The 23,461-nt window shown below is 69.9% G+C and carries 21 protein-coding genes; 13 read left to right on the forward strand and 8 right to left on the reverse strand.

Annotated elements, in window-relative coordinates:
- Window positions 1-9: 9 nt before the first annotated feature.
- The 8 genes from tsf to ACZ5U5_RS37525 all read left to right on the forward strand — a co-directional run bounded on the left by tsf (window position 10) and on the right by ACZ5U5_RS37525 (window position 8,869).
- Window positions 10-846, forward strand: coding sequence for a translation elongation factor Ts (gene tsf / locus ACZ5U5_RS37490; RefSeq protein WP_365824119.1), 837 nt, complete (start codon window positions 10-12; stop codon window positions 844-846).
- 185 nt (window positions 847-1,031) lie between these two features.
- Window positions 1,032-1,793 carry a UMP kinase gene (gene pyrH / locus ACZ5U5_RS37495; protein ID WP_367045221.1) on the forward strand — a complete coding sequence of 254 codons (762 nt, stop codon included), beginning with the start codon at window positions 1,032-1,034 and terminating at the stop codon, window positions 1,791-1,793.
- Between the two features lie 159 nt (window positions 1,794-1,952).
- Window positions 1,953-2,510 (forward strand): ribosome recycling factor, encoded by a 558-nt coding sequence (gene frr / locus ACZ5U5_RS37500; RefSeq protein WP_469030892.1) that lies wholly within the window; start codon window positions 1,953-1,955, stop codon window positions 2,508-2,510.
- A gap of 34 nt (window positions 2,511-2,544) precedes the next feature.
- Window positions 2,545-3,615, forward strand: a complete 1,071-nt coding sequence (locus tag ACZ5U5_RS37505; RefSeq protein WP_469030894.1) for a phosphatidate cytidylyltransferase — start codon at window positions 2,545-2,547, stop codon at window positions 3,613-3,615.
- An 80-nt stretch (window positions 3,616-3,695) separates the two neighbouring features.
- Window positions 3,696-4,802 carry a dual-specificity RNA methyltransferase RlmN gene (gene rlmN / locus ACZ5U5_RS37510; RefSeq protein WP_469030895.1) on the forward strand — a complete coding sequence of 369 codons (1,107 nt, stop codon included), beginning with the start codon at window positions 3,696-3,698 and terminating at the stop codon, window positions 4,800-4,802.
- A 241-nt stretch (window positions 4,803-5,043) separates the two neighbouring features.
- Entirely contained in the window at window positions 5,044-6,141 is a 1,098-nt protein-coding gene (locus tag ACZ5U5_RS37515; protein ID WP_469030896.1) for a thiamine ABC transporter substrate-binding protein, read from the forward strand.
- Window positions 6,117-7,802, forward strand: a complete 1,686-nt coding sequence (locus tag ACZ5U5_RS37520; protein ID WP_469030898.1) for an ABC transporter permease — start codon at window positions 6,117-6,119, stop codon at window positions 7,800-7,802. The genes ACZ5U5_RS37515 and ACZ5U5_RS37520 overlap by 25 nt, the downstream gene beginning before the upstream one ends.
- On the forward strand, window positions 7,802-8,869 hold the full coding sequence (locus tag ACZ5U5_RS37525) for an ABC transporter ATP-binding protein (protein WP_469030900.1): 1,068 nt from the start codon (window positions 7,802-7,804) through the stop codon (window positions 8,867-8,869). Before ACZ5U5_RS37520 ends, ACZ5U5_RS37525 begins: the two co-directional genes overlap by 1 nt.
- A gap of 209 nt (window positions 8,870-9,078) precedes the next feature.
- On the opposite strand, the gene ACZ5U5_RS37530 is transcribed toward ACZ5U5_RS37525, so the two are convergent.
- The 6 genes from ACZ5U5_RS37530 to ACZ5U5_RS37555 all read right to left on the reverse strand — a co-directional run bounded on the left by ACZ5U5_RS37530 (window position 9,079) and on the right by ACZ5U5_RS37555 (window position 15,100).
- Window positions 9,079-10,266: an LOG family protein gene (locus ACZ5U5_RS37530; RefSeq protein ID WP_469030902.1), complete on the reverse strand. Its 1,188-nt coding sequence runs from the start codon at window positions 10,264-10,266 to the stop codon at window positions 9,079-9,081.
- A 67-nt stretch (window positions 10,267-10,333) separates the two neighbouring features.
- Window positions 10,334-10,738 carry a VOC family protein gene (locus tag ACZ5U5_RS37535; protein ID WP_469030903.1) on the reverse strand — a complete coding sequence of 135 codons (405 nt, stop codon included), beginning with the start codon at window positions 10,736-10,738 and terminating at the stop codon, window positions 10,334-10,336.
- A gap of 164 nt (window positions 10,739-10,902) precedes the next feature.
- Entirely contained in the window at window positions 10,903-12,081 is a 1,179-nt protein-coding gene (locus ACZ5U5_RS37540; protein WP_469030904.1) for a hypothetical protein, read from the reverse strand.
- Window positions 12,063-12,998, reverse strand: coding sequence for an ABC transporter ATP-binding protein (locus ACZ5U5_RS37545; protein WP_469030906.1), 936 nt, complete (start codon window positions 12,996-12,998; stop codon window positions 12,063-12,065). The genes ACZ5U5_RS37540 and ACZ5U5_RS37545 overlap by 19 nt, the downstream gene beginning before the upstream one ends.
- A gap of 225 nt (window positions 12,999-13,223) precedes the next feature.
- A complete protein-coding gene (locus tag ACZ5U5_RS37550; RefSeq protein ID WP_453443544.1) occupies window positions 13,224-14,603 on the reverse strand; it encodes an aspartate aminotransferase family protein in 1,380 nt (459 codons plus the stop codon).
- Window positions 14,588-15,100 carry an Lrp/AsnC family transcriptional regulator gene (locus ACZ5U5_RS37555; RefSeq protein ID WP_367049304.1) on the reverse strand — a complete coding sequence of 171 codons (513 nt, stop codon included), beginning with the start codon at window positions 15,098-15,100 and terminating at the stop codon, window positions 14,588-14,590. The genes ACZ5U5_RS37550 and ACZ5U5_RS37555 overlap by 16 nt, the downstream gene beginning before the upstream one ends.
- A gap of 161 nt (window positions 15,101-15,261) precedes the next feature.
- Here ACZ5U5_RS37555 and ACZ5U5_RS37560 point away from each other — a divergent pair, with 161 nt between their 5' ends.
- The 3 genes from ACZ5U5_RS37560 to ACZ5U5_RS37570 all read left to right on the forward strand — a co-directional run bounded on the left by ACZ5U5_RS37560 (window position 15,262) and on the right by ACZ5U5_RS37570 (window position 20,808).
- Entirely contained in the window at window positions 15,262-16,701 is a 1,440-nt protein-coding gene (locus ACZ5U5_RS37560) for a gamma-aminobutyraldehyde dehydrogenase (RefSeq protein WP_469030907.1), read from the forward strand.
- 171 nt (window positions 16,702-16,872) lie between these two features.
- Window positions 16,873-19,473, forward strand: a complete 2,601-nt coding sequence (locus ACZ5U5_RS37565; protein ID WP_469030908.1) for an MXAN_6230/SCO0854 family RING domain-containing protein — start codon at window positions 16,873-16,875, stop codon at window positions 19,471-19,473.
- A 186-nt stretch (window positions 19,474-19,659) separates the two neighbouring features.
- The gene (locus ACZ5U5_RS37570) at window positions 19,660-20,808 is read left to right on the forward strand and encodes a polyamine ABC transporter substrate-binding protein (RefSeq protein ID WP_469031031.1); all 1,149 of its coding nucleotides are present in this window, start codon (window positions 19,660-19,662) and stop codon (window positions 20,806-20,808) included.
- 21 nt (window positions 20,809-20,829) lie between these two features.
- On the opposite strand, the gene ACZ5U5_RS37575 is transcribed toward ACZ5U5_RS37570, so the two are convergent.
- Both ACZ5U5_RS37575 and ACZ5U5_RS37580 read right to left on the reverse strand, forming a co-directional pair.
- A complete protein-coding gene (locus ACZ5U5_RS37575) occupies window positions 20,830-21,297 on the reverse strand; it encodes a hypothetical protein (protein WP_469030910.1) in 468 nt (155 codons plus the stop codon).
- Between the two features lie 17 nt (window positions 21,298-21,314).
- Complete coding sequence (locus ACZ5U5_RS37580) at window positions 21,315-21,806, reverse strand: hypothetical protein (RefSeq protein WP_469030911.1); 492 nt, start codon at window positions 21,804-21,806, stop codon at window positions 21,315-21,317.
- A 105-nt stretch (window positions 21,807-21,911) separates the two neighbouring features.
- Between ACZ5U5_RS37580 and ACZ5U5_RS37585 the strand changes: the two genes are divergently transcribed.
- On the forward strand, window positions 21,912-22,769 hold the full coding sequence (locus ACZ5U5_RS37585) for a hypothetical protein (protein ID WP_469030912.1): 858 nt from the start codon (window positions 21,912-21,914) through the stop codon (window positions 22,767-22,769).
- The gene (locus ACZ5U5_RS37590; RefSeq protein WP_469030914.1) at window positions 22,766-23,452 is read left to right on the forward strand and encodes a class F sortase; all 687 of its coding nucleotides are present in this window, start codon (window positions 22,766-22,768) and stop codon (window positions 23,450-23,452) included. The genes ACZ5U5_RS37585 and ACZ5U5_RS37590 overlap by 4 nt, the downstream gene beginning before the upstream one ends.
- Window positions 23,453-23,461: the final 9 nt, after the last annotated feature.

Here is a 23,461-nt window from a genome sequence, read left to right on the forward strand (position 1 = left end):
TTCAAGATCATGGCGAACTACACCGCCGCTGACGTCAAGAAGCTCCGTGAGCTCACGGGCGCCGGCATGATGGACTGCAAGAAGGCGCTCGACGAGGCCGACGGCAGCGTCGACAAGGCCGTCGAAGCCCTGCGCATCAAGGGCCAGAAGGGCGTCGCCAAGCGCGAGGGCCGCTCCGCCGAGAACGGCGCCGTGGTCTCCCTCATCGCCGACGACAACACCTCCGGCGTGATCGTCGAGCTGAAGTGCGAGACGGACTTCGTCGCCAAGGGCGAGAAGTTCCAGGCCGTCGCGAACTCGCTGGCCGCGCACATCGCCAAGACGTCGCCCGCCGACATCGCCGCGCTGCTCGCCTCCGAGATCGAGGCCGGCAAGACCGTCCAGGCGTACGTCGACGAGGCCAACGCCAACCTCGGCGAGAAGATCGTCCTGGACCGTTTCGCCCAGTTCGCGGGCACGTACGTCACCGCGTACATGCACCGCACCATGCCCGACCTGCCCCCGCAGATCGGTGTTCTGGTCGAGCTGGACAAGGCCGACGCCGACCTGGCCAAGGGCATCGCCCAGCACATCGCCGCCTTCGCGCCGAAGTACCTCTCCCGCGAGGACGTCCCGGCCGAGGTCGTCGAGTCCGAGCGCCGCGTCGCCGAGGAGACCACCCGCGCCGAGGGCAAGCCCGAGGCCGCGCTGCCCAAGATCGTCGAGGGTCGCGTCAACGGCTTCTTCAAGGAGGCCACCCTCCTCGGTCAGCCGTACGCGCTCGACAACAAGAAGTCCGTCCAGAAGGTCCTGGACGAGGCCGGTGTCACCCTGAAGCGCTTCTCGCGCATCAAGGTCGGCATCTGAGTCCGTACCGCGATCGACGGTAGACCCCGCTAGGGTCGACAGCGGTCGCCCGCGTACCCACGCGTACGCGACGTACGACCGCAGGATCTGACGAGGAGGCCATTGCCGAGCATGGGATGCGAACGACACCCCACCGGCAGTGGCCTTCTTCGTATGTGCGCCGAGCAAAAAGAAGCGAGAACTCCATGACCACCAAGGCCGACACAAACAGCGGCGACGATAAAGTCCCCGGTCGTTTCCTGCTGAAGCTCTCCGGTGAGGCGTTCGCCGGCGGGGGCGGCCTTGGCGTCGACCCCGATGTGGTGCACGCGATCGCCAAGGAGATCGCCGCGGTCGTCCGGGACGGCGCCCAGATCGCGGCCGTCATCGGCGGCGGCAACTTCTTCCGCGGCGCGGAGCTGCAGCAGCGCGGCATGGACCGCGCCCGCTCCGACTACATGGGCATGCTCGGCACGGTCATGAACTGCCTTGCCCTCCAGGACTTCCTGGAGAAGGAAGGCATCGAGTGCCGCGTGCAGACCGCCATCACGATGGGCCAGGTCGCGGAGCCGTACATCCCGCTGCGCGCCGTCCGGCACCTGGAGAAGGGCCGTGTGGTCATCTTCGGCGCCGGCATGGGCATGCCGTACTTCTCCACCGACACCACCGCGGCGCAGCGCGCCCTGGAGATCGACGCCGAGGCCCTGCTCATGGGCAAGAACGGCGTCGACGGTGTCTACGACTCCGACCCCAAGACCAACCCGGACGCGGTGAAGTACGACGCGCTCGGCTACGGCGAGGTCATCACCCGCGACCTGAAGGTCGCCGACATGACCGCGATCACGCTGTGCCGCGACAACAAGCTGCCCATCCTGGTCTTCGAGCTGCTCTCCTCCGGCAATATCGCCCGTGCCGTCAAGGGTGAGAAGATCGGCACACTCGTGGGCGACGAGGGCACCCGCGCCTGATCCCGCGGACGCCCCCGAGGGCCACGAGGGATGGACAAAGCCCTGCCGGTCGGACACGGTGCAGGGAAAGAGACGCGACGCAGCCGACACCCCATGGACTCCCCCTACTTCACCGTGTGGGGGCGCCCCCAGCCCACTCACAACACGCAGGAGCAAGTGGTGATCGAAGAGACCCTCCTCGAGGCCGAGGAGAAGATGGAGAAGGCCGTCGTGGTCGCCAAGGAGGACTTCGCCGCGATTCGCACAGGCCGTGCGCACCCGGCGATGTTCAACAAGATCGTGGCCGACTACTACGGCGCCCTTACGCCGATCAATCAGCTGGCCTCGTTCTCGGTGCCCGAGCCGCGGATGGCCGTGGTGACCCCGTTCGACAAGAGCGCGCTGCGCAACATCGAGCAGGCGATCCGCGACTCCGACCTCGGCGTCAACCCCAGCAATGACGGAAACATCATCCGGGTGACGTTCCCCGAGCTGACGCAGGACCGCCGCAAGGAGTACATCAAGGTCGCCAAGACCAAGGCCGAGGACTCCAAGATCTCGATCCGCTCCATCCGCCGCAAGGCCAAGGAAGCGATCGACAAGGCGGTCAAGGACGGCGACATCGGCGAGGACGAGGGCCGTCGCGCGGAGAAGGAGCTCGACGACACCACCGCGAAGTACGTCGCACAGGTGGACGAGCTGCTCAAGCACAAGGAAGCCGAGCTGCTCGAGGTCTGAGGGCTCGTGGTCTGAGGACTGAGGAATCCGATCCGTGAACGACTCTTCCTGGGGGGCGCCTCCCAGAGCCGGGTACTGGGGGCCGCCCGACCAGGGCCCTGCTCAAGGGGCTGCCCCGGCAGGTCCCGCGTACGATGCGCATGACGCCCTGTATCCAGCAGAGACGCAGCCCATGCCCATCGTGCCTGACATGCCTGAAGTACCCCGGGAGCCCATGCCCAGCGCATCACAGCCCGCCCCTGAGGCGCCGCGAGCACCTCGAGCGCCCAAGGCGCCCCAAGCGCCGAAGAAGAGCGCGGGCCGTGATCTCGGGGCGGCCATAGGAGTCGGCGTGGGGCTCGGCGCGGTGATCGTCGCGTCGCTCTTCATCGTGAAGGCCGTCTTCATCGGCGTCATAGCGGTCGCCGTCGTGGTCGGTCTCTGGGAACTCACCTCGCGGCTCCAGGAGCGCAAGGAGATCAAGGCGCCGCTGGTCCCGCTGGCGGTGGGCGGCGCCGCGATGGTCGTCGCCGGATACGTCCGCGGACCCGAGGGTGCCTGGGTCGCCATGGCGCTTACCGCGCTCGCGGTGCTCGTCTGGCGGATGACCGAACCGCCCGAGGGCTATCTGAAGGACGTCACGGCGGGCGTCTTCGCGGCGTTCTACGTCCCGTTCCTCGCCACCTTCGTGGCGATGATGCTCACCGCGGACGACGGCGCGATGCGGGTGCTCACGTTCCTGCTCCTGACCGTGGTCAGCGACACCGGGGCGTACGCGATCGGCTGGCGCTTCGGCAAGCACAAGCTCGCCCCGCGCATCAGCCCCGGCAAGACCCGCGAGGGCCTGGTCGGAGCGGTCACGTTCGCGATGGCGGGGGGTGCGCTGTGCATGGAGTTCCTGATCGACGGCGGCACGTGGTGGCAGGGCCTGCTCATCGGCCTCGCCGTCGCCGCGAGCGCGACGCTCGGTGACCTCGGCGAATCCATGATCAAGCGTGACCTCGGCATCAAGGACATGGGCACGCTGCTGCCGGGCCACGGCGGCATCATGGACCGCCTCGACTCCCTGCTGCCGACCGCACCGGTGGTCTGGCTGCTGCTCGTGATCTTCGTAGGATCCGGCTGACCTGCGTCTTCGTACGCCAGGGGCTCGTCGTCCACAGGGCGGCGGGCCCCTTGCCGTATGTCTGCGACACTGGATGGACCATGCCTGTACCCGGAGAACTCACCTTTGTCGCGCCCCGTGGGGCCAAGAAGCCGCCGCGGCATCTCGCTGACCTCACGCCTGCCGAGCGCAAGGAAGCCGTTGCCGCCGTCGGCGAGAAACCGTTTCGCGCCAAGCAGCTCTCGCAGCACTACTTCGCGCGGTACGCGCACGACCCGGAGCAGTGGACCGACATTCCCGCCGGTTCGCGCACGAAGCTCCAGGAGGCGCTGCTTCCCGAGCTGATGTCCGTGGTGCGGCACATCAGCTGTGACGACGACACCACCCGCAAGACGCTGTGGCGGCTGTTCGACGGCACGCTCGTCGAGTCCGTGCTCATGCGCTACCCGGACCGCGTGACGATGTGCATCTCGTCGCAGGCCGGGTGCGGGATGAACTGCCCGTTCTGCGCGACGGGGCAGGCCGGTCTCGACCGGAATCTGTCGACCGCCGAGATCGTGCATCAGATCGTCGATGGGATGCGTGCGCTCCGGGACGGGGAGATCCCGGGTGGGCCCGCGCGACTCTCCAACATCGTCTTCATGGGCATGGGCGAGCCGCTCGCCAACTACAACCGCGTCACCGGGGCGATTCGCAGGCTCACCGATCCCGAGCCGGACGGTGTCGGGCTCTCGCAGCGCGGCATCACCGTGTCGACCGTCGGGCTCGTGCCCGCCATCCACCGGTTCGCCGACGAGGGCTTCAAGTGCCGCCTCGCCATCTCGCTGCACGCGCCCGACGACGAGCTCCGCGACACCCTCGTACCCGTCAATACGCGGTGGAACGTGCGCGAGGTGCTCGAGGCGGGTTGGGAGTACGCCGCCAAGTCGGGGCGCCGCCTCTCCATCGAGTACGCGCTGATCCGGGACATCAACGACCACGCCTGGCGCGGTGACCGGCTCGGGCGGCTGCTCAAGAACAAGCCCGTCCACGTGAACCTGATCCCGCTGAACCCGACGCCGGGCTCGAAGTGGACGGCATCGCGGCCCGAGGACGAGAAGGCCTTCGTGAACGCCATCGCCGCTCATGGGGTACCTGTCACGGTTCGTGACACCCGTGGCCAGGAGATCGACGGGGCGTGCGGTCAGCTCGCCGCGGCCGAGCGTTAGTCTGGCCGGAACACAACTTCACAGCCAACTTCATAGCCGGAACGCATCTTCATATTCCGACAGGGGAGCGCCACAGCGCTGAGAGTGCGGCAGCCAAGGACAGGTTGGCCGCAGACCCTCTGAACCTTGCCCGGGTCATTCCGGGTAGGAAGTTCGGACATCACTCAAGCTGTTGCGCCCTGCCCGCGGGCCCTCCGGTCCGTGGGCAGGGCCGCGTCTCTTCCTGGTCACTCCAGGAGGAATGAACTCAGTGAGCACCAGCAAGAAGGTCACGGTCACCGCGGTCGCGGCGGCCATCGGGCTCGTCGCGCTCTCCGCGTGCGGCAGCTCGTCCGACAGCGGCGACGACGCCGCCGGCTCCAAGAGCGTCACGCTCGTCAGCCACGACTCCTTCAACGTCTCCAAGGACGTATTGAAGGCGTTCGAGAAGAGCTCCGGGTACAAGGTCAACGTCCTCAAGGACGGGGACGCGGGCGCCGCCGTGAACAAGGCGATCCTGTCGAAGGACAACCCGCAGGGAGACGTCTTCTTCGGCGTCGACAACACCCTGCTCTCGCGCGCGCTCGACAACGGCCTCTTCCAGTCGTACGAGGCCAAGGGCTCGGAGAAGGTCGGGTCGGAGTTCCGGGTCGACGGGGACAAGCACCGCGTCACACCCGTCGACAGCGGCGACATCTGCGTCAACTACGACAAGAAGTACTTCGCCGACAAGAAGCTGGCGCCGCCGAAGTCCTTCGCGGACCTGACCAAGCCCGCCTACAAGAATTTGCTGGTGACGGAGAACGCCGCGACTTCCTCTCCCGGTCTCGGTTTCCTGCTCGGCACCGCCGCTCAGTACGGCGACGACGGATGGCAGGGCTACTGGAAGAAGCTCAGGGCCAACGGAGTCAAGGTCGTCGACGGCTGGGAGCAGGCCTACAACGAGGAGTTCTCCGGGTCCGCCGGCGGCAAGAAGGCCAAGGGCGACCGGCCGCTCGTCGTCTCCTACGCCTCCTCGCCGCCCGTCGAGGTGCTCTACGCCAAGCCGCAGCCCAAGGAGGCGCCGACCGGCGTCGCGAAGGGCACCTGCTTCCGGCAGGTCGAGTACGCCGGGCTGCTCAGCAACGCCAAGAACGAGAAGGGCGGCAAGGCCCTCCTCGACTTCCTGATCGGTGAGAAGTTCCAGGGCGACATGCCGCTGAACATGTTCGTGAACCCGGTGCGGGAGAACGTCGAGCTGCCCGAGCTGTTCGTCAAGCACGGGGTGAAGATCGACGATCCGCACACCATGGACCCGAAGAAGATCGCCGACAACCGTGAGCAGTGGGTCAAGTCGTGGACCTCGCTCGTACTGAAGTAGGCAAGCCCCGCCAAGGGCTCTCGCGGGGGAGTGCGGCGCGGCTCGGCCTGATGGCCGCGCCCGTCGCCTTCTTCGCTGTCTTCTTCGCCTATCCGGTCGCCGCGATCGTCGCGCGCGGCCTGAAGGTGGGCGGTCAGTGGCAGTTCGGGCGGATCGCGGACGTCGTCGGGCAGTCCGACGTCCGGCACGTGCTGTGGTTCACCACCTGGCAGGCGCTCGCCTCGACCGCGCTCACGCTGCTGATCGCGCTCCCCGGCGCGTATGTCTTCGCGCGCTTCGAGTTCAGGGGCAAGCAGGTGCTGCGGGCGGTCGTCACTGTGCCGTTCGTGCTGCCGACGGTCGTCGTCGGGACGGCGTTCCTCGCGTTGCTCGGCCGGGGCGGGCTGCTCGACGAGATGTGGGGCGTACGGCTCGACACGACCGTGTGGGCCATTCTGCTCGCGCACGTCTTCTTCAATTACGCCGTCGTCGTACGGACCGTGGGCGGGCTCTGGTCGCAGCTCGACCCCCGGCAGGAGGAGGCCGCGCGGATGCTCGGCGCCTCGCGGTGGGCCGCCTGGCGGACGGTGACACTGCCCGCGCTCGGCCCCGCGGTCGCCGCGGCGTCCCTCATGGTCTTCCTCTTCACGTTCACCTCCTTCGGCGTCGTGCAGATCCTCGGCGGGCCCGCGTACTCGACGCTCGAAGTCGAGATCTACCGGCAGACCGCCCAGCTTCTTGACCTGTCGACGGCTGCCGTCCTGACGATCGTGCAGTTCGCGGCGGTCGGACTGATCCTCGCCGTGCACGCGTGGACCGTGCGCCGGCGCGAGACCGCGTTGCGGTTGGTCGACGCCGCCGCCGTGGCCCGCCGACCGCGCGGCGCGGGGCAGTGGAGCCTGCTCGGCGGGGTCGTGCTGACGATCGCCGTGCTGATCCTGCTGCCACTCGGGGTGCTGGTCGAGCGGTCGCTGAGCGGTCCTGGCGGCTACGGCTTCGCGTACTTCAGGGAGCTGACGTCGGCGGAGGGCGGGGCGTTCCTCGTCCCGCCGATCGAGGCCGTCTGGAATTCGCTCCGGTACGCGCTCGCCGCCACCGCCATCGCCCTGGTGATCGGCGGGCTCGCCGCCGCGGCGCTCACCCGGAAGGCGGGCCGCCTGGTGCGCGGCTTCGACGCGCTGCTGATGCTGCCGCTCGGGGTGTCCGCGGTGACGGTCGGCTTCGGTTTCCTGATCACGCTGGACAAGCCGCCGCTCGACCTGCGCTCGACGTGGATCCTGGTGCCGCTCGCGCAGGCCCTGGTGGGCGTGCCCTTCGTCGTACGGACCATGCTTCCCGTCCTGCGTGCGGTGGACGGACGGCTGCGTGAGGCCGCCGCCGTGCTCGGGGCCTCGCCGCTGCGGGCGTGGCGTGAGGTCGACCTGCCGATGGTGCGGCGGGCGCTGCTGATCGCCGCCGGGTTCGCCTTCGCGGTGTCGCTCGGGGAGTTCGGCGCGACCGTGTTCATCGCGCGGCCGGACAACCCGACGCTTCCGGTCGCCGTGGCGCGGCTCCTGGGGCGGGCCGGGGAGCTCAACTACGGGCAGGCGATGGCACTTTCGACGATCTTGATGGTGGTGTGCGCGGTGTCGCTGCTGCTGCTCGAACGGCTCCGTACCGAGCGGACGACTGGGGAGTTCTGATGGACGTGGGCGTGGGCGTGGGTGCAGGAGCGGGTGCGGGGTTGCTGACGCTGGCGGACGCGACCGTGCGGTTCGGGGGGCGGGCCGTGCTCGACGGTGTCGGTCTCGCGGTCGACGAGCACGAGATCGTCTGCGTGCTCGGGCCGAGCGGCAGCGGCAAGTCGACGCTGCTGCGCGCGGTGGCCGGGCTCCAGGAGCTCGACGGTGGGCAGGTCCTGCTCGACGGCCGTGACCAGCGGGGGGTGCCCGCGCACAAGCGTGGGGTCGGCCTGATGTTCCAGGACCACCAGCTGTTCCCGCAGCGTGACGTGGCCGGCAACGTCGCCTTCGGGCTGCGGATGCACGGGGCTTCGCGGGGTGAACAGGCGAACCGCGTGGCCGAGTTGCTCGAACTCGTGGGGTTGCCGGGGGCGCAGCGGCGGGCCGTCGCCTCGCTCTCGGGCGGCGAGCAGCAGCGGGTCGCCCTCGCGCGGGCTCTCGCGCCGAGGCCGCGGCTGCTGATGCTCGACGAGCCGCTCGGGCAGCTCGACCGTTCGCTGCGGGAACGACTCGTGGTGGAACTGCGGGAACTCTTCGACGAGTTGGGTACGACGGTCCTTGCGGTCACGCATGATCAGGGCGAGGCGTTCGCGCTGGCCGACCGGGTCGTGGTGATGCGGGACGGGCGGATCGCCCAGTCCGGTACGCCACTTGAGGTCTGGCAGCGTCCTGCGGATGAGTTCGTGGCGCGGTTTCTGGGCTTCGACAACGTCGTCGACGCGACGGTGGCCGGTGAGGTGGCCGACACCGCCTGGGGCAAGGTTCCGGTGCCAGGGGATTTTGAGGGTGCGGAGGGTGGGCGGTGCCGGTTGCTGGTGCGGCCGGCCGGGGTGCGGTTGGTGCCCGTCGATGAGGGGCTGCCGTGTGTCGTGACGGCGCGGACGTTCCGGGGTACGCATGTCGCCGTCCATCTGGAGCCTCGGAGCGGGCCTCGGCTTGAGGCGGCCTGTGCGTTGCGGGATGCGCCTGGGGTGGGGGAGACGGTGGGGGTTGTGTTTGAGGTGGGGGACGTTGTGGTGCTGGGTTGAGGGGTGGGCTGAGGTGGGCCGCGGGGGTGGGCGTTGATTTCCCCAACCCCGCCCCTTCCCGAAAACCCGCTGGGCGCGGGGGCCTTGGGGGGCGGGTGGCGTTTGTGCGCGCGCCGGTCATGGTTGCCGCGATCACCGGCTTCGCCGCGCTCGTCCTCAAGCGCCGGACGGGCTGAATTGCCCGCTGGTCGGTTAGACGTTCAGGGGGTTCAGCCGCCTGTCGTTAGTGACGCCAGTGCTGCTGGGGCCTCCTCCACGGTGTCCACCAGGGCGATCCTTGGTTCCATTGAGCGGCCTTGGGCCAGTGCCTGGAGGAGGGGCCAGGCCGGGAGGGTGCTTGTCCAGTGGGTGTGGTTCACCAGGATCATGGGGGTTGGTTCGCCGCGGGATTCGTAATAGTTCGGCGTCGCCGCGTCGAAGATTTCCTGGAGCGTGCCGGCCGCGCCCGGCAGGAAGATCACGCCCGCGTTCGAGCGGGCCAGGAGGCCGTCCTCGCGGGTGGCGTTGGCGAAGTACTTGGCCAGGTGGGTGGCGAAGGCGTTCGGCGGCTCGTGGCCGTAGAACCACGTGGGAACACCCACCGACGCGCCGCCGGACGGCCACCGCTCGCGGACGTCGAAGGCCGCCCTCGCCCACTCGCTGACCGAGGGGGTGAAGGACGGGGCCTTGGCGAGGAGTTCGAGCGCCTCGTCCAGCATCTCGTCGCGGAAGACGGACGCGTACGCGCCCAGGTTCGCCGCCTCCATCGCACCGGGGCCACCCCCGGTGGCGACCGTGAACCCGGCGCGCGCGAGCGAGCGGCCGAGCCGGGCGGCACCCTCGTACGCCTCCGTGCCACGGGCCATCGCGTGACCGCCCATCACGCCCACCACCCGCGCGCTGACCAGCAGTTCGTCGAGGGCGTCCGAGATCGAGTCGTCGTGGATCGCCCGGAGCATCGAGGAGAAGACGTCGCCGTCCGCCTTGGTCTCCTGGAACCACGCGTACGCACCGGCGTCCGGAGTCGCCTCGTACCCTCCCTCGGACAGTCCTGAGAAGAGTTCGTCCGGCGTGTAGAGGAGACCACGGTACGGGTCGAACGGCAGGCCGGGGACGGGCGGGAACACCAGAGCCCCGGCGGTCCGCATCGCGTCCACCGCGCTCTGCTCCATCGCGCACCCGAGGAACACCGCGCCCGTGGCGTCGCAGGCCCGCAGCACGGACGTACGTGCCATCAGGTCTATTGCCTGGACGCGGCACCCGGCGAGCGAGCCGCCCGCGGCGATCTCGTCGAACTCCGCGAGCGACTCGATCTCGCGGTCGCCGCCGGGGAGTCGGGGTGACGGCCCCCGGGCAACGGAAGCTGCGGACACGGACACGGACACGGGCACGGACGCGGGTTTGGGAGTTGGCTGCATTCGGCCATGCTAGAGACGCCGCCCGGACTCCGGGCCTCAGCCCCGCACCCCGCCTCAGCCCCGCACCTCAGCCCTGGACCTCTGACTCGTCCATCCACATGATTTCCCAGGTGTGGCCGTCCAGGTCGTCGAAGGCGCGGCCGTACATCATGCCGAAGTCCTGCGTCTTGCCCGCCGTGGCACCCGCCGCGACGGCCTTGTCGACCAGCTCGTCGACCTTCTCGCGGCTCTCGGCGCTCAGGCAGAGCAGCGTCTCGCTCGTCTTCCGTGAGTCCGCGATCTGCTTCTCCGTGAACTGCTGGTAGTGCTTCTTGCTCAGCAGCATGGCGACGATCGTGTCGCTGATCACGACGCAGGCGCAGTCGTCCGTCGTGAACTGCGGGTTGATCGTGTAGCCGAGCTCCGTGAAGAACCTCTTCGAGCCGTCGACGTCGTTCACGGCGAGGTTCACGAAGATCATCTGCTGGTACATGAGGTGTCTCCCGATGCGGTGAGTTCTGCGTGAGTTCTGCGTGAGTGCTGCGCGCGTTCTGCGTGGCGCGTGCGTTCCGTGGCTTACGGAGAGGTAGACGCACGTTCGACGCAGAACTCATCGCCCCTCGCGGAACTTTCTCCCGGGAGCTCGACGAGGGCGACTCAGCCTGTGAGCGGCAGCGCCGCCAGCTGCGCGACCATCCAGGTCAGCGGCCCGAACACGGCCGCGAGCGCGCCCGCCCGCAGCACGGCGGTACCGCGCAGCATCGATGTCGGCGCCCCGAGTTGCAGCAGCGCCGATGTCGTCTCGGACCGGGCGTGCTTGGCCTGGACGGCGGCCGTGGCCAGGGTGAGGACAGCGCAGCCCGCGACGAGCAGCGAGCCGAGCGCGGTCAGTGGACCGACGTTCGGCCGGTCGCCGGAGTAGAGCGTGAGCGCCGCGTACGCCGCGGAGCCCACCACGCAGAGCACCCCGAGCGGCCGCCCGATCCGCCGGGCCTCCTCCTGCAGACCGCGCCCGGCCAGGAGCCGCATCGCCCCGGGCCTGGCCGCCTGCAGGATCCGCCCGCACAGGTACGTGAGGCCGGGTCCCGCGAGGGCGAGGCCGACCGCCGTGAGCGCCCAACCGGCGAGCACCCCCGCGGGGCTGCCGGTCAAACCGCCCGGCAGTGTCAGGTCCGAGGTGCTGGGGGCGCGGCTCGCGTACGCCTCGACGGCGAGGCCCACCGCGAGGAGCGCGATGCCCCACGGCAGCCCGCTCGGCGGGGCGACGGGTGCGTCCGGGTCCGCGGATTCCTTCCGCTCGGTGCCCGGCTTGCCGCGGCGCTCGGCCGTCCGGGGCCGCAGGGCGGCCGCGCTCGCGGCGGAGGCGGCCAGCGGCACCAGGGCGAGCAGGGTGAGGGCCGCGGCGAGGGGCAACGGCTGCCCGGCGGCGAGCAGTTCGGACGCGGCGCCGTCGAACGGCAGGCCGTACACGTCGCCGCGCAGGTGCAGGAAGAACAGGAGCGCGACCATCGAGCCGAGCGTGCACGCCACGGCCGTGGAGATCGTGGCGAGCACCGTGAGCCTCGCCGGTCCGAGCCCCACCGCGGAGAGCCCCGAGCGCGGCTTGGTCGCCGGGTCGGTGCGTGCGACGGTGACGGCGAAGTACACGGTGGCGGCGATCGGCGCGACGCACCAGGCGAGGCGCAGCACGGCCCCGCCGGACGCGTTCGGGTGGCCCATCGCGTACCCCAGTGTGCACAGCAGCAGGAAGCCGGTGCCGGCCGAGGCCGCGGCCACGAGCAGCCTGCGCAGCTGGACCAGGGGGTGGGCCCCGCGGGCTAGACGGAGAGCGAGCACGCGGCCCGGCCTTCCGCGTCGTCGGACTTGGTTTCGGCGGAGGCGGAAGCGGAGGCAGCTGGGGCGGTCTCGGCACCCGCGTCATCCCCGGCCTGCCCACCTGCCTCGGCACCCGCGTCGTCCCCGACCCGCCCGCCTCCGTCGGCTTCCCCCGTATCCCTGGCCTGCCCGCCTCCCTCGGCGTCACCCGCATCCCCGGCGTCCCCCGCAGCGACCGCCCCCGCCCCCGGCAGATGCACTGTGTTCACGCGCCGTCCGTCGAGCAGTGTGACCGTCCGGTCGGCGAGGGCGGCGACCTCCGCGTCGTGCGTGGCCAGGACGACCGTGATGCCGTGCGAGCGGGCCGCGGTCGTCAGCGTACGAAGGACGTGGGCGCGGTCGGCGCGGTACAGCGGCGCCGTCGGCTCGTCGGCGAAGATCACGGACGGCATGGTGACCAGGGAACGGGCGATGGCGATGCGCTGACGCTGGGCCTGGAGCAGCGCGTGCGGCCGCTTGCGGGCGCAGTCACCGATGTCGAGGCGGTCGAGCCACTCCTGGGCCGTGGCCTTGGAGGCCCGGTGCGACGAGCCGCGCAGCATCAGCGGCAGCGCGACGTTCTCCCGGGCGGTGAGCTCGGGGACGAGATGCGGCTCCGGGTCGATCCAGCCGAAGCGGTCGCGGCGCAGGCGTTCGCGGATGACCGGGCTCATCGTGTGCACCGGCGTGCTGTTGAACCAGACCTCGCCCTGCTGGGGCAGGAGCTGGCCGGAGAGACAGCGCAGAAGTGTCGTCTTGCCGCTGCCGCGCGGGCCGGTGACGGCGAGGATCTCGCCCTCGCGGACACCGAGTGATACGCCGGTGAGCGCGGGCGAGCCGTTGTGTGTGACGTGCAAGGCGCGTGCCCACAGCACGTCGTTGTCCGGCGGGGCCACCATCACGTACACCTCGGTTCAGATCAGTTTGCCTCCCCCGTACGGGGGAACGAAGGCGGGGCCGATCGGTCACTGGGCACGCTAGGGATCCAGGCCGTGCTGCCTGGAAAAGACGCGGCCCGGGGGCGTCCGTTCTCACTCGAACGGGCGCCCCCGGGGCCGGTGTTGATCACTCGATCACACTATGGGTCCCTGCGGAGCCGTAAGAAGCCCCATGGGTCCCAGGGATCAGAGCTTCGTCCACGCCTCCGTGAGGACGTGGCGCAGGATGCCCTCGATCTCGTCGAAGGTCTCCTGGGTGGAGATCAGCGGCGGGGCGAGCTGGACGACCGGGTCGCCACGGTCGTCGGCGCGGCAGTACAGGCCGTTCTCGTACAGCGCCTTGGAGAGGAAGCCGTACAGGACGCGCTCGGTCTCCTCGTCGTTGAACGTCTCCTTGGTGTCCTTGTCCTTCACGAGCTCGATGCCGTAGAAGAAGCCGTTGCCGCGGACGTCGCCGACGATCGGCAGGTCGTGCAGCTTGCGCAGGGTCTGGTAGAACGCGTCCTCGTTGTCGAGGACGTGCTGGTTGAGACCCTCCTTCTCGAAGATGTCGAGGTTGGCGATGCCGACCGCGGCGGAGACCGGGTGGCCGCCGAAGGTGTAGCCGTGCAGGAAGGTGTTGTCGCCCTTGTAGAACGGCTCGGCGAGCTTGTCCGAGATGATGCAGGCGCCGATCGGGGAGTAGCCCGAGGTCATGCCCTTGGCGCAGGTGATCATGTCCGGGACGTAGCCGAACTTGTCACAGGCGAACATCGTGCCGAGGCGGCCGAAGGCGCAGATGACCTCGTCCGAGACGAGCAGCACGTCGTACTTGTCGCAGATCTCGCGTACGCGCTGGAAGTACCCGGGCGGGGGCGGGAAGCAGCCGCCCGCGTTCTGTACCGGCTCCAGGAACACGGCGGCGACCGTCTCGGGGCCCTCGAAGAGGATCTCCTGCTCGATCTGGTCGGCGGCCCAGCGGCCGAAGGCCTCGGGGTCGTCGCCGTGGATCGGGGCGCGGTAGATGTTCGTGTTCGGCACCTTGTGCGCGCCCGGGACGAGCGGCTCGAAGGGGGCCTTGAGCGCGGGCAGACCGGTGATGGACAGGGCGCCCTGCGGGGTGCCGTGGTAGGCGACCGCGCGCGAGATGACCTTGTACTTCGTGTGGTTGCCGGTGAGCTTGTGGTACTGCTTCGCCAGCTTCCACGCGGTCTCGACGGCCTCGCCGCCACCGGTGGTGAAGAAGACCTTGTTGAGGTCGCCGGGCGCGTGGTTGGCCAAACGTTCCGCCAGCTCGACGGCCTTCGGGTGGGCGTAGCTCCACACCGGGAAGAAGGCCAGCTCCTGCGCCTGCTTGTAGGCGGTCTCGGCGAGCTCGTGACGGCCGTGGCCCGCGTTGACCACGAACAGCCCGGAGAGGCCGTCCAGGTACTTCTTGCCCTTGTCGTCGTAGATGTAGGTGCCCTCGCCACGCACGATGGTGGGCACGGGTGCGTTCTCGTAGTCCGACATGCGGGTGAAGTGCATCCACAAGTGGTCGTACGCGGTTTGGCTGAGGTCCTTGCTCACGGCTATCGGGTTCCCCACATATAGGTCTGCTTCTTGAGCTTCAGATAGACGAAGCTCTCGGTGGAGCGCACGCCGGGGAGGGCGCGGATGCGCTTGTTGATCACGTCGAGAAGGTGGTCGTCGTCCTCGCAGACGACCTCCACCATCAGGTCGAAGGAGCCCGCGGTCATCACCACGTACTCACACTCGGCCATGGCCGTCAGCGCCTCCGCGACGGGATCCAGGTCGCCCTCGACGTTGATGCCGACCATCGCCTGGCGCCGGAAACCCACGGTGAGCGGGTCCGTGACGGCGACGATCTGCATCACGCCCTGATCGAGCAGCTTCTGGACGCGTTGGCGCACGGCCGCTTCGGAAAGGCCCACGGCCTTGCCGATGGCGGCGTACGGACGGCGTCCGTCCTCCTGAAGCTGTTCGATGATCGCCAGGGAGACGGCGTCGATGGACGAAGAACCGTTCCCGTGTCGGGAACTGCTGGAATCTGCGCTGCGACTGGCCACGACCCCATGGTGCACAGGACTCGACAGTTCCGCAAGGTCAGATCGATGAAATTCGTTGTCTACGGGTTCGATCGTCACGGATTTCGCAGTTCTAGGGCTCCGGGTATGTTGAAAGCGTCGGTACAACGACTAGGGTGGGTATCTCATCCACTGGACATCTGACTGGAGGGCCGGAAGTGACCACCGAGCTGCGCCGTCTGCGTAACTACATCGACGGAGAATTCCGGGACGCCGCCGACGGGCGGACCACCGAGGTGGTCAACCCCGCCAACGGCGAGTCCTACGCCACCGCGCCCCTGTCGGGGCAGGCCGACGTCGACGCCGCCATGGACGCGGCCGCCGCCGCGTTCCCCGCCTGGCGTGACCTGACGCCCGCCGAGCGCCAGAAGGCCCTGCTGAAGATCGCCGACGCGTTCGAGGAGCGCGCCGAGGAGCTCATCGCTGCCGAGGTCGAGAACACGGGCAAGCCGACCGGCCTCACGCGGTCCGAGGAAATCCCGCCCATGGTCGACCAGATCCGCTTCTTCGCGGGCGCGGCCCGGATGCTCGAAGGCCGCGCGGCCGGCGAGTACATGGAGGGTTTGACCTCCATCATCCGCCGCGAGCCGATCGGCGTCTGCGCGCAGGTCGCGCCCTGGAACTACCCGATGATGATGGGCGTATGGAAGTTCGCCCCGGCGCTCGCCGCGGGCAACACCGTCGTCCTCAAGCCCTCGGACACGACCCCCGCGTCGACCGTCCTGATGGCCGAGATCATCGGCTCGATCGTCCCCAAGGGCGTCTTCAACGTCGTCTGCGGCGACCGTGACACCGGCCGCGCGATGGTCGAGCACAACACCCCGGCGATGGCCTCCATCACCGGCTCCGTGCGCGCCGGCATGCAGGTCGCCGAGTCCGCCTCCAAGGACCTCAAGCGGGTCCACCTGGAGCTCGGCGGCAAGGCGCCGGTCGTCGTCTTCGAGGACGCCGACCTCGCCAAGGCCGTCGAGGACATCTCGGTGGCGGGCTTCTTCAACGCGGGCCAGGACTGTACGGCCGCCACGCGCGTGCTCGTCCACGAGTCCATCCACGACGAGTTCGTGACCGCGCTCGCCAAGGCCGCGGCCGACACGAAGACCGGCCAGCCGGACGACGAGGACGTGCTCTTCGGCCCGCTCAACAACGCCAACCAGCTGAAGCAGGTATCCGGCTTCATCGACCGCCTCCCGGCGCACGCCAAGGTCGAGGCGGGCGGTCAACGGGTCGGCGAGAAGGGCTTCTTCTACGCCCCGACCGTCGTCTCGGGCCTCAAGCAGGACGACGAGATCATCCAGAACGAGGTCTTCGGCCCGGTCATCACCGTCCAGTCCTTCACGGACGAGGAGCAGGCCGTCTCGTACGCGAACGGCGTGGACTACGCCCTGGCCTCCTCGGTCTGGACGCAGAACCACGCGCGCGCCATGCGCATGTCCAAGGTCCTCGACTTCGGCTGCGTCTGGATCAACACGCACATCCCGCTGGTCGCGGAGATGCCGCACGGCGGCTTCAAGAAGTCCGGCTACGGCAAGGACCTCTCGGCGTACGGCTTCGACGACTACACGCGCATCAAGCACGTCATGACGTCCATCGAGGGTTAAGCCTCCTCGTCCCTGGGCTAATTGGGATGCCTGGCCCCACCGCCCCCGCGTACCGTCAGGTGCGCGGGGGCGGCTCCGTTGTGTGCTTCCTTCTTTCTCATCTCTGTAAAAGATCCGTAGCGCACGCACTCTCCGCCCCCGCCTTTTCTGTACCTACGGGGGTGGGACCTGATGATGACGACGGCCGACGATCTCGCGGCGCTGCTGCTGCGCCGCCGGCAGAGTGTGCACGTACCCTCCGGCGCCGGACGGTCCGCTGAGACCGACGCCGGCGTGGTCGTCCTCGAAGCCGAACTCGCCGACCGCGGGCACCTGTTGACCGCCCGGCTGCGCCGCGCGCTGACCGCTCTGTCCGTCCCCGGCCTCGCTGCGACCGGCGTGAAGCTGCTCGCCGACGTCGACGCGCTGATGGGCTCCGACCGTCACCATGCCCCGCTGTTCCGGCGCTTCCCCGACGAGATCGCGTACCAGCCCGCGTACGACCGCTACACCTCCCTCGTCGTCGAACACCTCGCCGCCCAGCCGCACCAGCCCTGCATGAACTGTGCGGGCACCAAGGCGCGCGTCCGCGCGCTCAAGCCGTGTGCGCATCTGCTGTGCGACGACTGCCACCGCAAGGAACTGGACACGGGCTGCTGCGACGACTGCTGCGTCTGGTACGCCTGCCCGATCTGCGAGAACCGCTACGAGACGGACGGGCCCACCGATCCCTGGCTCGATACCGGCGTGGGGCTCGGCGGTGACGGCGGCGAGGTTCTGCGCGCGCTGGGCCTCGCGGCGCCGGGTGACGCTTCGGCCGAACTCGCCGCGCTGCTCGCCCGCCGTACGCCCCTCAACCCCCAGGACCACGACGACCTGGTGCTGCTCCTGCGGCATCTGGACCCGGCCGACGCCGCCGACTGGCTTCCGGCCGACATCCCCCTGCGCGAGAGCAAGGCGCTCGCCCTCGCGCCGCTGCTCGACGTGCCGGACGTACGCGCGCTCGTGGGGGAGCACGCCGACACCGCCACCGATGTGCTGCGCATCCTCGTCGTACGGTCCGGGGGCGACCCCGACCTGCTCGAACTGCCCCGCCTGCGTGGGCTTCCGCGTCCCGTACGCCGTGAACTCCTCGCCCTGCTCGACGGGTTCGACCTGCGGCGGCTCGCCGAGGACATGGACCGCAACCCGCACGCCTGGAAGCGGGTCGGCGAGATCCTGCACCCCTTCGAGCAGGCCCACCGACACGCGCGCGTGGCGCTCGCCTTCGCCGTCCTGCGCGGGACCCGCATCGGTGACACCGCGCTCTCTGAGGTGCTGCTTGCCGAGGCCGCACGCCACGAGGACGTCCGTATGGCAGGTGACCGGCTGCGGATCTCCACCTGGCAGGGGCGCGTCGAGGAGGCCATCGGCCGCTGGGACACCACGGCAGCGGCCGGACTGCTGCGCGAGCGCCCCGGTGAACTCCTGCGCCGTCTGGACCTGTTGCTGGCCCGGTCGGGCGCCGAGACGCTGCCGGAGCCGGTGGGCGAGGCGCTCGCGGACGTGCTGCCCCGCTCGGGACCCGGGCCGCTGCTCGGGGCGTACGGCCGCATGAAGGTCCGTGCCGAGCCGGGGCACCGCCGCGTCTTCTTCCCGCGCGGACGCGTCACCCGGGCGTACGCGGTCGACGACGACCGGCCGCCGCTGCCGCCCCGGGTGGCGGGGCGTGCCGGTGAGCTGATCGAGGCGGAGGCGGTGCGGCGGATCGCCGCGGGCCCGGAGGGCGAGCGGTACGACGTCGCCGTCCTGGATGCCGCGCTCGACGATCTGCCGGTGCCGTTCGCCGAGCGGGCGTCGGCGGCGTCGCTGGTCGCCGTGCCGCGCGGCAGTTCGCTGCCCATGCCCGCGGACAGCGAGAACGTGCGGCTCTTCCTGCACTGGATGCAGCCGAAGGGTGTGCGCGTCGACCTCGACCTGTCCGTCGCGCTCTACGACGACCTGTGGCGCTTCATCGGCCTGTGCGACTACACGCACCTGACGTACGCGGGCGGCGCCGCCCGGCACTCCGGGGACTTCACGGCGGCGCCCGCCCCGAGCGGCGCGACCGAGTACCTGGACCTCGACCTGCCGCGGCTGGCCGATGTGGGGGTGCGCTTCGTGGTGCCCGCGGTCCTCTCGTACAACAACGTCCCCTTCGATGAACTCCCGGACGCCTTCGCGGGGTTCATGGCGGTGGAGGGCAAGGCCCGTGCGGTCTACGACCCGCGTACCGTCCGCCAGCGCTTCGACCTCGCGGGCGACGCGGCGCTGCGCGTGCCGATGATCGTCGATCTGCGGACGCGCCGCGCCTGGTGGACGGACGTCACCCTCGCCACGGGCGACGGCAATCACGACGTATGGCGCTACCGCAAGCAGCTCGGCCGCATGGGCAACGACCTGCTCGACACCTTCCAGCCGTGCGGCAGGGCCACCCTGTGGGACCTCGCCTGCTGGGCGGCGGCGGCCCGTACCGAAGGCCCCGTGTACGTGCGCGGCCGTGGGCACGTCCTGTGGGGTTACCGCCGTGCCGCCGACGAGCCGCGCGCCGACTTCGCGCTGCGGATCCGTGCGGGCTGGGAGCCGGACGAGCTGCGGGCCGAGCCGGTGTTGTCGGGGCGCCGGGCCCTTCTGGCGCTGCTGCACGGGGAGTTGGAGGGGGCGTCCGAGGTCGCGTCCGGCACGGCGTACCGCCTCTACCCGGGGCCGGTCGACGCCTCGCCGCTGGAGCGGATCACGGCGGGGGATCTGTCGGGGTGGCTGGCACCGGCGTGAGGAGGGCCCACCTCCGATCGACAGGGTGTCGGTTCGGGGCCGCCCGGCTCGACGCAGCGTCCATTGCCTGTACGTGACACGCAGGCGCATGCTGCCGGGGTGCGAGCGAACCCCAGTGCCTCCTCAGTCTCCCGCCGGTCGGCCTCCCGCCCGTCGGTCTCCCGCCCGTCGGTCTCCCGCCGGTCCCTGCTGCGTGCCCTCGGCGGCGGGGCGGCCGTCGGCGCGCTCGCGGGCTGCGGCGTGCCCGCGGCGTACATAGGACCCGGCGAGCGCGCCGCCGGGGACCGCTCGCGGCAGGACAAGACGCTGACCTTCGCCAACTGGCCGCTCTACATCGACACCGACGACGATGACACGACGAAGCGGCCCTCGCTCGACGCCTTCGAGAAGCGGACCGGCATCGACGTCCGCTACACGGAGGAGATCAACGACAACGACGAGTTCTTCGGCAAGATCAGCCCGTCCCTGATGAACCACCAGGAGACCGGCCGCGACCTCATCGTCATCAGCGACTGGATGTGCGCGCGCTTCGTGCGGCTCGGCTGGGTCCAGGAGATGGACCGCGCGCGGCAGCCGAACGTCACCAAGTACCTGGACCCGCTGCTGCGTTCGCCGCACTTCGACCCGGGGCGCAAGCACACCGTGCCCTGGCAGTCGGGCATCACCGGCATCGCGTACAACAAGCGCAGGCTGGGCCGGGAGATCAAGCAGGTCTCCGACCTGTGGGCCGACGACCTCAAGGGCAAGGTCACGCTGCTGTCCGGCCTCGACGAGTCGTTCGCGCTCCTCATGCAGGGCGAAGGCGTCGACATCACCAAGTGGAAGGCCGACGACTTCCACGCGGTGTGCGACCGGGTGGAGAAGCTCGTGGCCTCGAAGCACATCCGCCGCTTCACCGGCAACGACTACATCAAGGACTTGTCGAGTGGCGACGTCCTGGCGTGCCAGGCCTACAGCGGCGACGTCATCCAGCTCCAGGCGGACGACCCGGACATCGAGTTCGTCGTCCCCGAGGAGGGCGCGGAACTCTGGGCGGAATCCCTGATGATCCCGAACCTGGCCCGCCACAAGCAGAACGCGGAGCGGCTCATCGACTACTACTACGAGCCTGAGGTGGCTGCGGAGCTTGCGGCCTGGGTGAACTACGTCTGCCCGGTCCCCGCGGCTCGCGACATCCTCGCCTCGTCCAAGGACAAGGAACTGGCCGCGCTCGCCGAGGACCCGCTGATCTTCCCGGACGACGCGATGCGGAAGCGGCTCGCGATCGCGCGGGACATCACGTCGGAGGAACGGACGGATTTCGCGAAGCGGTGGAACGCGATCGCGGGGTTGTAAGGGTGCCGTTGTCGCCGCTGCTCAGGCTCTGCGTCGGCGCAGAGCCTTCCGGACGGCTTCGAACCCGTCCTCGCACAGCATTCCCCAATACTCCAGCTTGTCCGTGACGGTGATCCGCACCTTCTGCCACTTGAACCAGAGGGGAAGCTGCCGGAACGGCACGAAGCCCAGGGTGTCCCTGAGGGCGTGCTCGGCGAAGCCGCCGGGGCCCTCGGCGTGCAGCGCGGCGAACAGCTCCGGGGTCAGCTCACCGTTGAGCCGGGCGGCATGGCCTGCCGCGGTGAAGCCGAACCCCCGCTGACCGTGGTCCGCCAGCCGCATCGCCTTGACGATGCGCGGCGACGCCTCCCGCAGCGTGCAGTTGAAGGCCAGGCCGATGGCTGCCGTGCCGAGGCTGCGCTCGCCGCGGTCGTACGCCGCGTCCCACTCGGCGGGGTCGTCGAGGCCCAGCAGGCCCTCGCCGCTCTCCCAGTTCCACTCGGCCGCCATGGCCATGCTTCCTTCCGTCAGTGTCGTGAACGGCGCCGGCGCAGGCGGCGGTGCAGGGCCCTGCGGATGCCCTCAGACGTGTACGTGACGTTCAGGCGCCAAGTCTCCAGCTTGTCCTGCACCTTTGACGCGGCCCTCCGCCACTTGAACCATGGCGGCAGCTCCCGGAACGGCACGAACGTCAGTGTGTCGTCCACCGCGTTCTCGGCCAGGCCGCGATGACCCTCCGCCCGCAGGGCGGCGTACAGCTCCGGGGTGAGTGCGTTGTTGAGGCGGGCCGCGGTGCCGGCCGCGGTGTACGCGAACCCCCGCTGACCGTGGTCCGGCAGCTGCATCGCCCGGATGATGCGGGGGGAGGCCTCCGCCAGCGTGCAGTTGAAGGCCAGGCCGATGGCTGCCGTGCCGAGGCTGCGCTCGCCGCGGTCGTACGCCGCGTCCCACTCGGCGGGGTCGTCGAGGCCCAGCAGGCCCTCGCCGCTCTCCCAGTTCCACTCGGCCGCCATGGCCATGACTCCGTCCTATCGGATTTGAACACCCACGAGTCCCGTTCCGTTTCATAGGTAACTGCATGGCTCGTGCGGCCCTCCGTCCGGGTGCCGCGGAAAAGGACGAACTTGATGATCAAGCGAACCGGCCTTCTCGTGGGGCTCGCCGCTCTGCCCGCCGCTCTCCTCACCGTGGTCGTCTCGTCCCCGGTGTTCGCGGCGGACCCCCCGGCCTACCAGATCGACCTGGCGCCGCTGAACGACTCCGGCTCCACGGGGACAGCCCTGCTGAGCCTGCGCGGGAACGCGCTGACCGTGTGGATCAAGTCCGAGGGCCTGGTGCCGGGGCAGCCGTCGGCGCAGCACCTGCACGGTTCCACCGACGGGCACGACTTCCAGTGCCCGGACGACGGTGACGACACCAACGGCGACGGCGTCCTCAACAACACCGAGGCCACCGTCCACTACGGCGACATCAACATCTCGCTGACAGAGTCCGGGGCCACCGACGCGGCCAGCGGCCTCGCCGTGGACCGGATGCCGGTGGCCGACGCGCAGGGCAAGGTCTCCTACAAGCGCACCATCACCGTGGGGCAGGACGTGGTCGAACACATCAAGGACCTGCACATCGTGCAGCACGGCATCGACCCCAACGACAACGGCAAGTACGACTTCGAGGGCGCGGGCAAGAGCGAGCTCGACCCGAAGCTTCCCCAGGAGGCCACCGCTCCGACCAACTGCGGTGTGGTCAAGGGCGCGGCCGTCGGATCCGTTCCCATCGGCGGGGTCGAGACCGGCGGGGGCGTGGAGGACCGTACGTCCACCGGGGTTGTGACCGGGGCCGCCGGGGCCGCCGGGGCCGCGGCGGTGGCCGCCGCCGGGACACTGGTGCTCGCCAGGCGGCGCATGATGACCCCGACCCCGACCCCGGCCCCGGCCCCAGCCCCAGCCCCGGCCGCGGTCGCGAAGACCGGGGACGCCGCGTGAGCCGCTCGGCCTGGCGGGCGTGGACCGGGGTCCGGCGTGCCTCCGCGGCCGCGATCGCCGCCGTCGCGGCGGCCCTGGTGCTCACCGCGTGCGCGGGCCCGGACGACACTGCCGCCGCGCCGGCCCCTCCCCGCCAGAGCGCGGCGGGGGACGGAACGGCGGAGGACGGTACGGCGGGCGACGACCCCACGCCGTCGGACGGATCGGGCAAGGACGCCCCCGAGACCCTGGCCCGGTCGGTTCCGCAACGCGTCGCCATTCCCTCCCTGGGGGTGTCCAGCGCGCTGGAGACGCTCGGGCAGGGCGGGGGCGGGGCGATGACGACGCCGAAGGACCCCGATCTGGCGGGCTGGTACGAACCGGGCCCCACCCCCGGCTCCAAGGGCCCGGCGGTGATCGCGGGCCACGTGACCTGGGACGGCGCGGACGCCGTCTTCAAGAAGCTGAAGACGATGAAGGCCGGGGACACGATCGAGGTCACACGCGAGGACGGCAGGACCGCCACCTTCGCGGTGGACCGCGTCGAGGAGTATCCGAAGAAGGAGTTCCCCACCCTGGAGGTGTACAAGAACATCGACCACGCCGGGCTGCGCCTGATCACCTGCGGCGGGGAGTTCGACGCGGACCGCAACTACTACCCCAACAACGTGACGGTGTTCGCGAGCATGACGGGCGTCGCGTAGGCGCGGAGG

The sequence above is a fragment of the Streptomyces sp. NPDC033177 genome, from assembly GCF_055577715.1.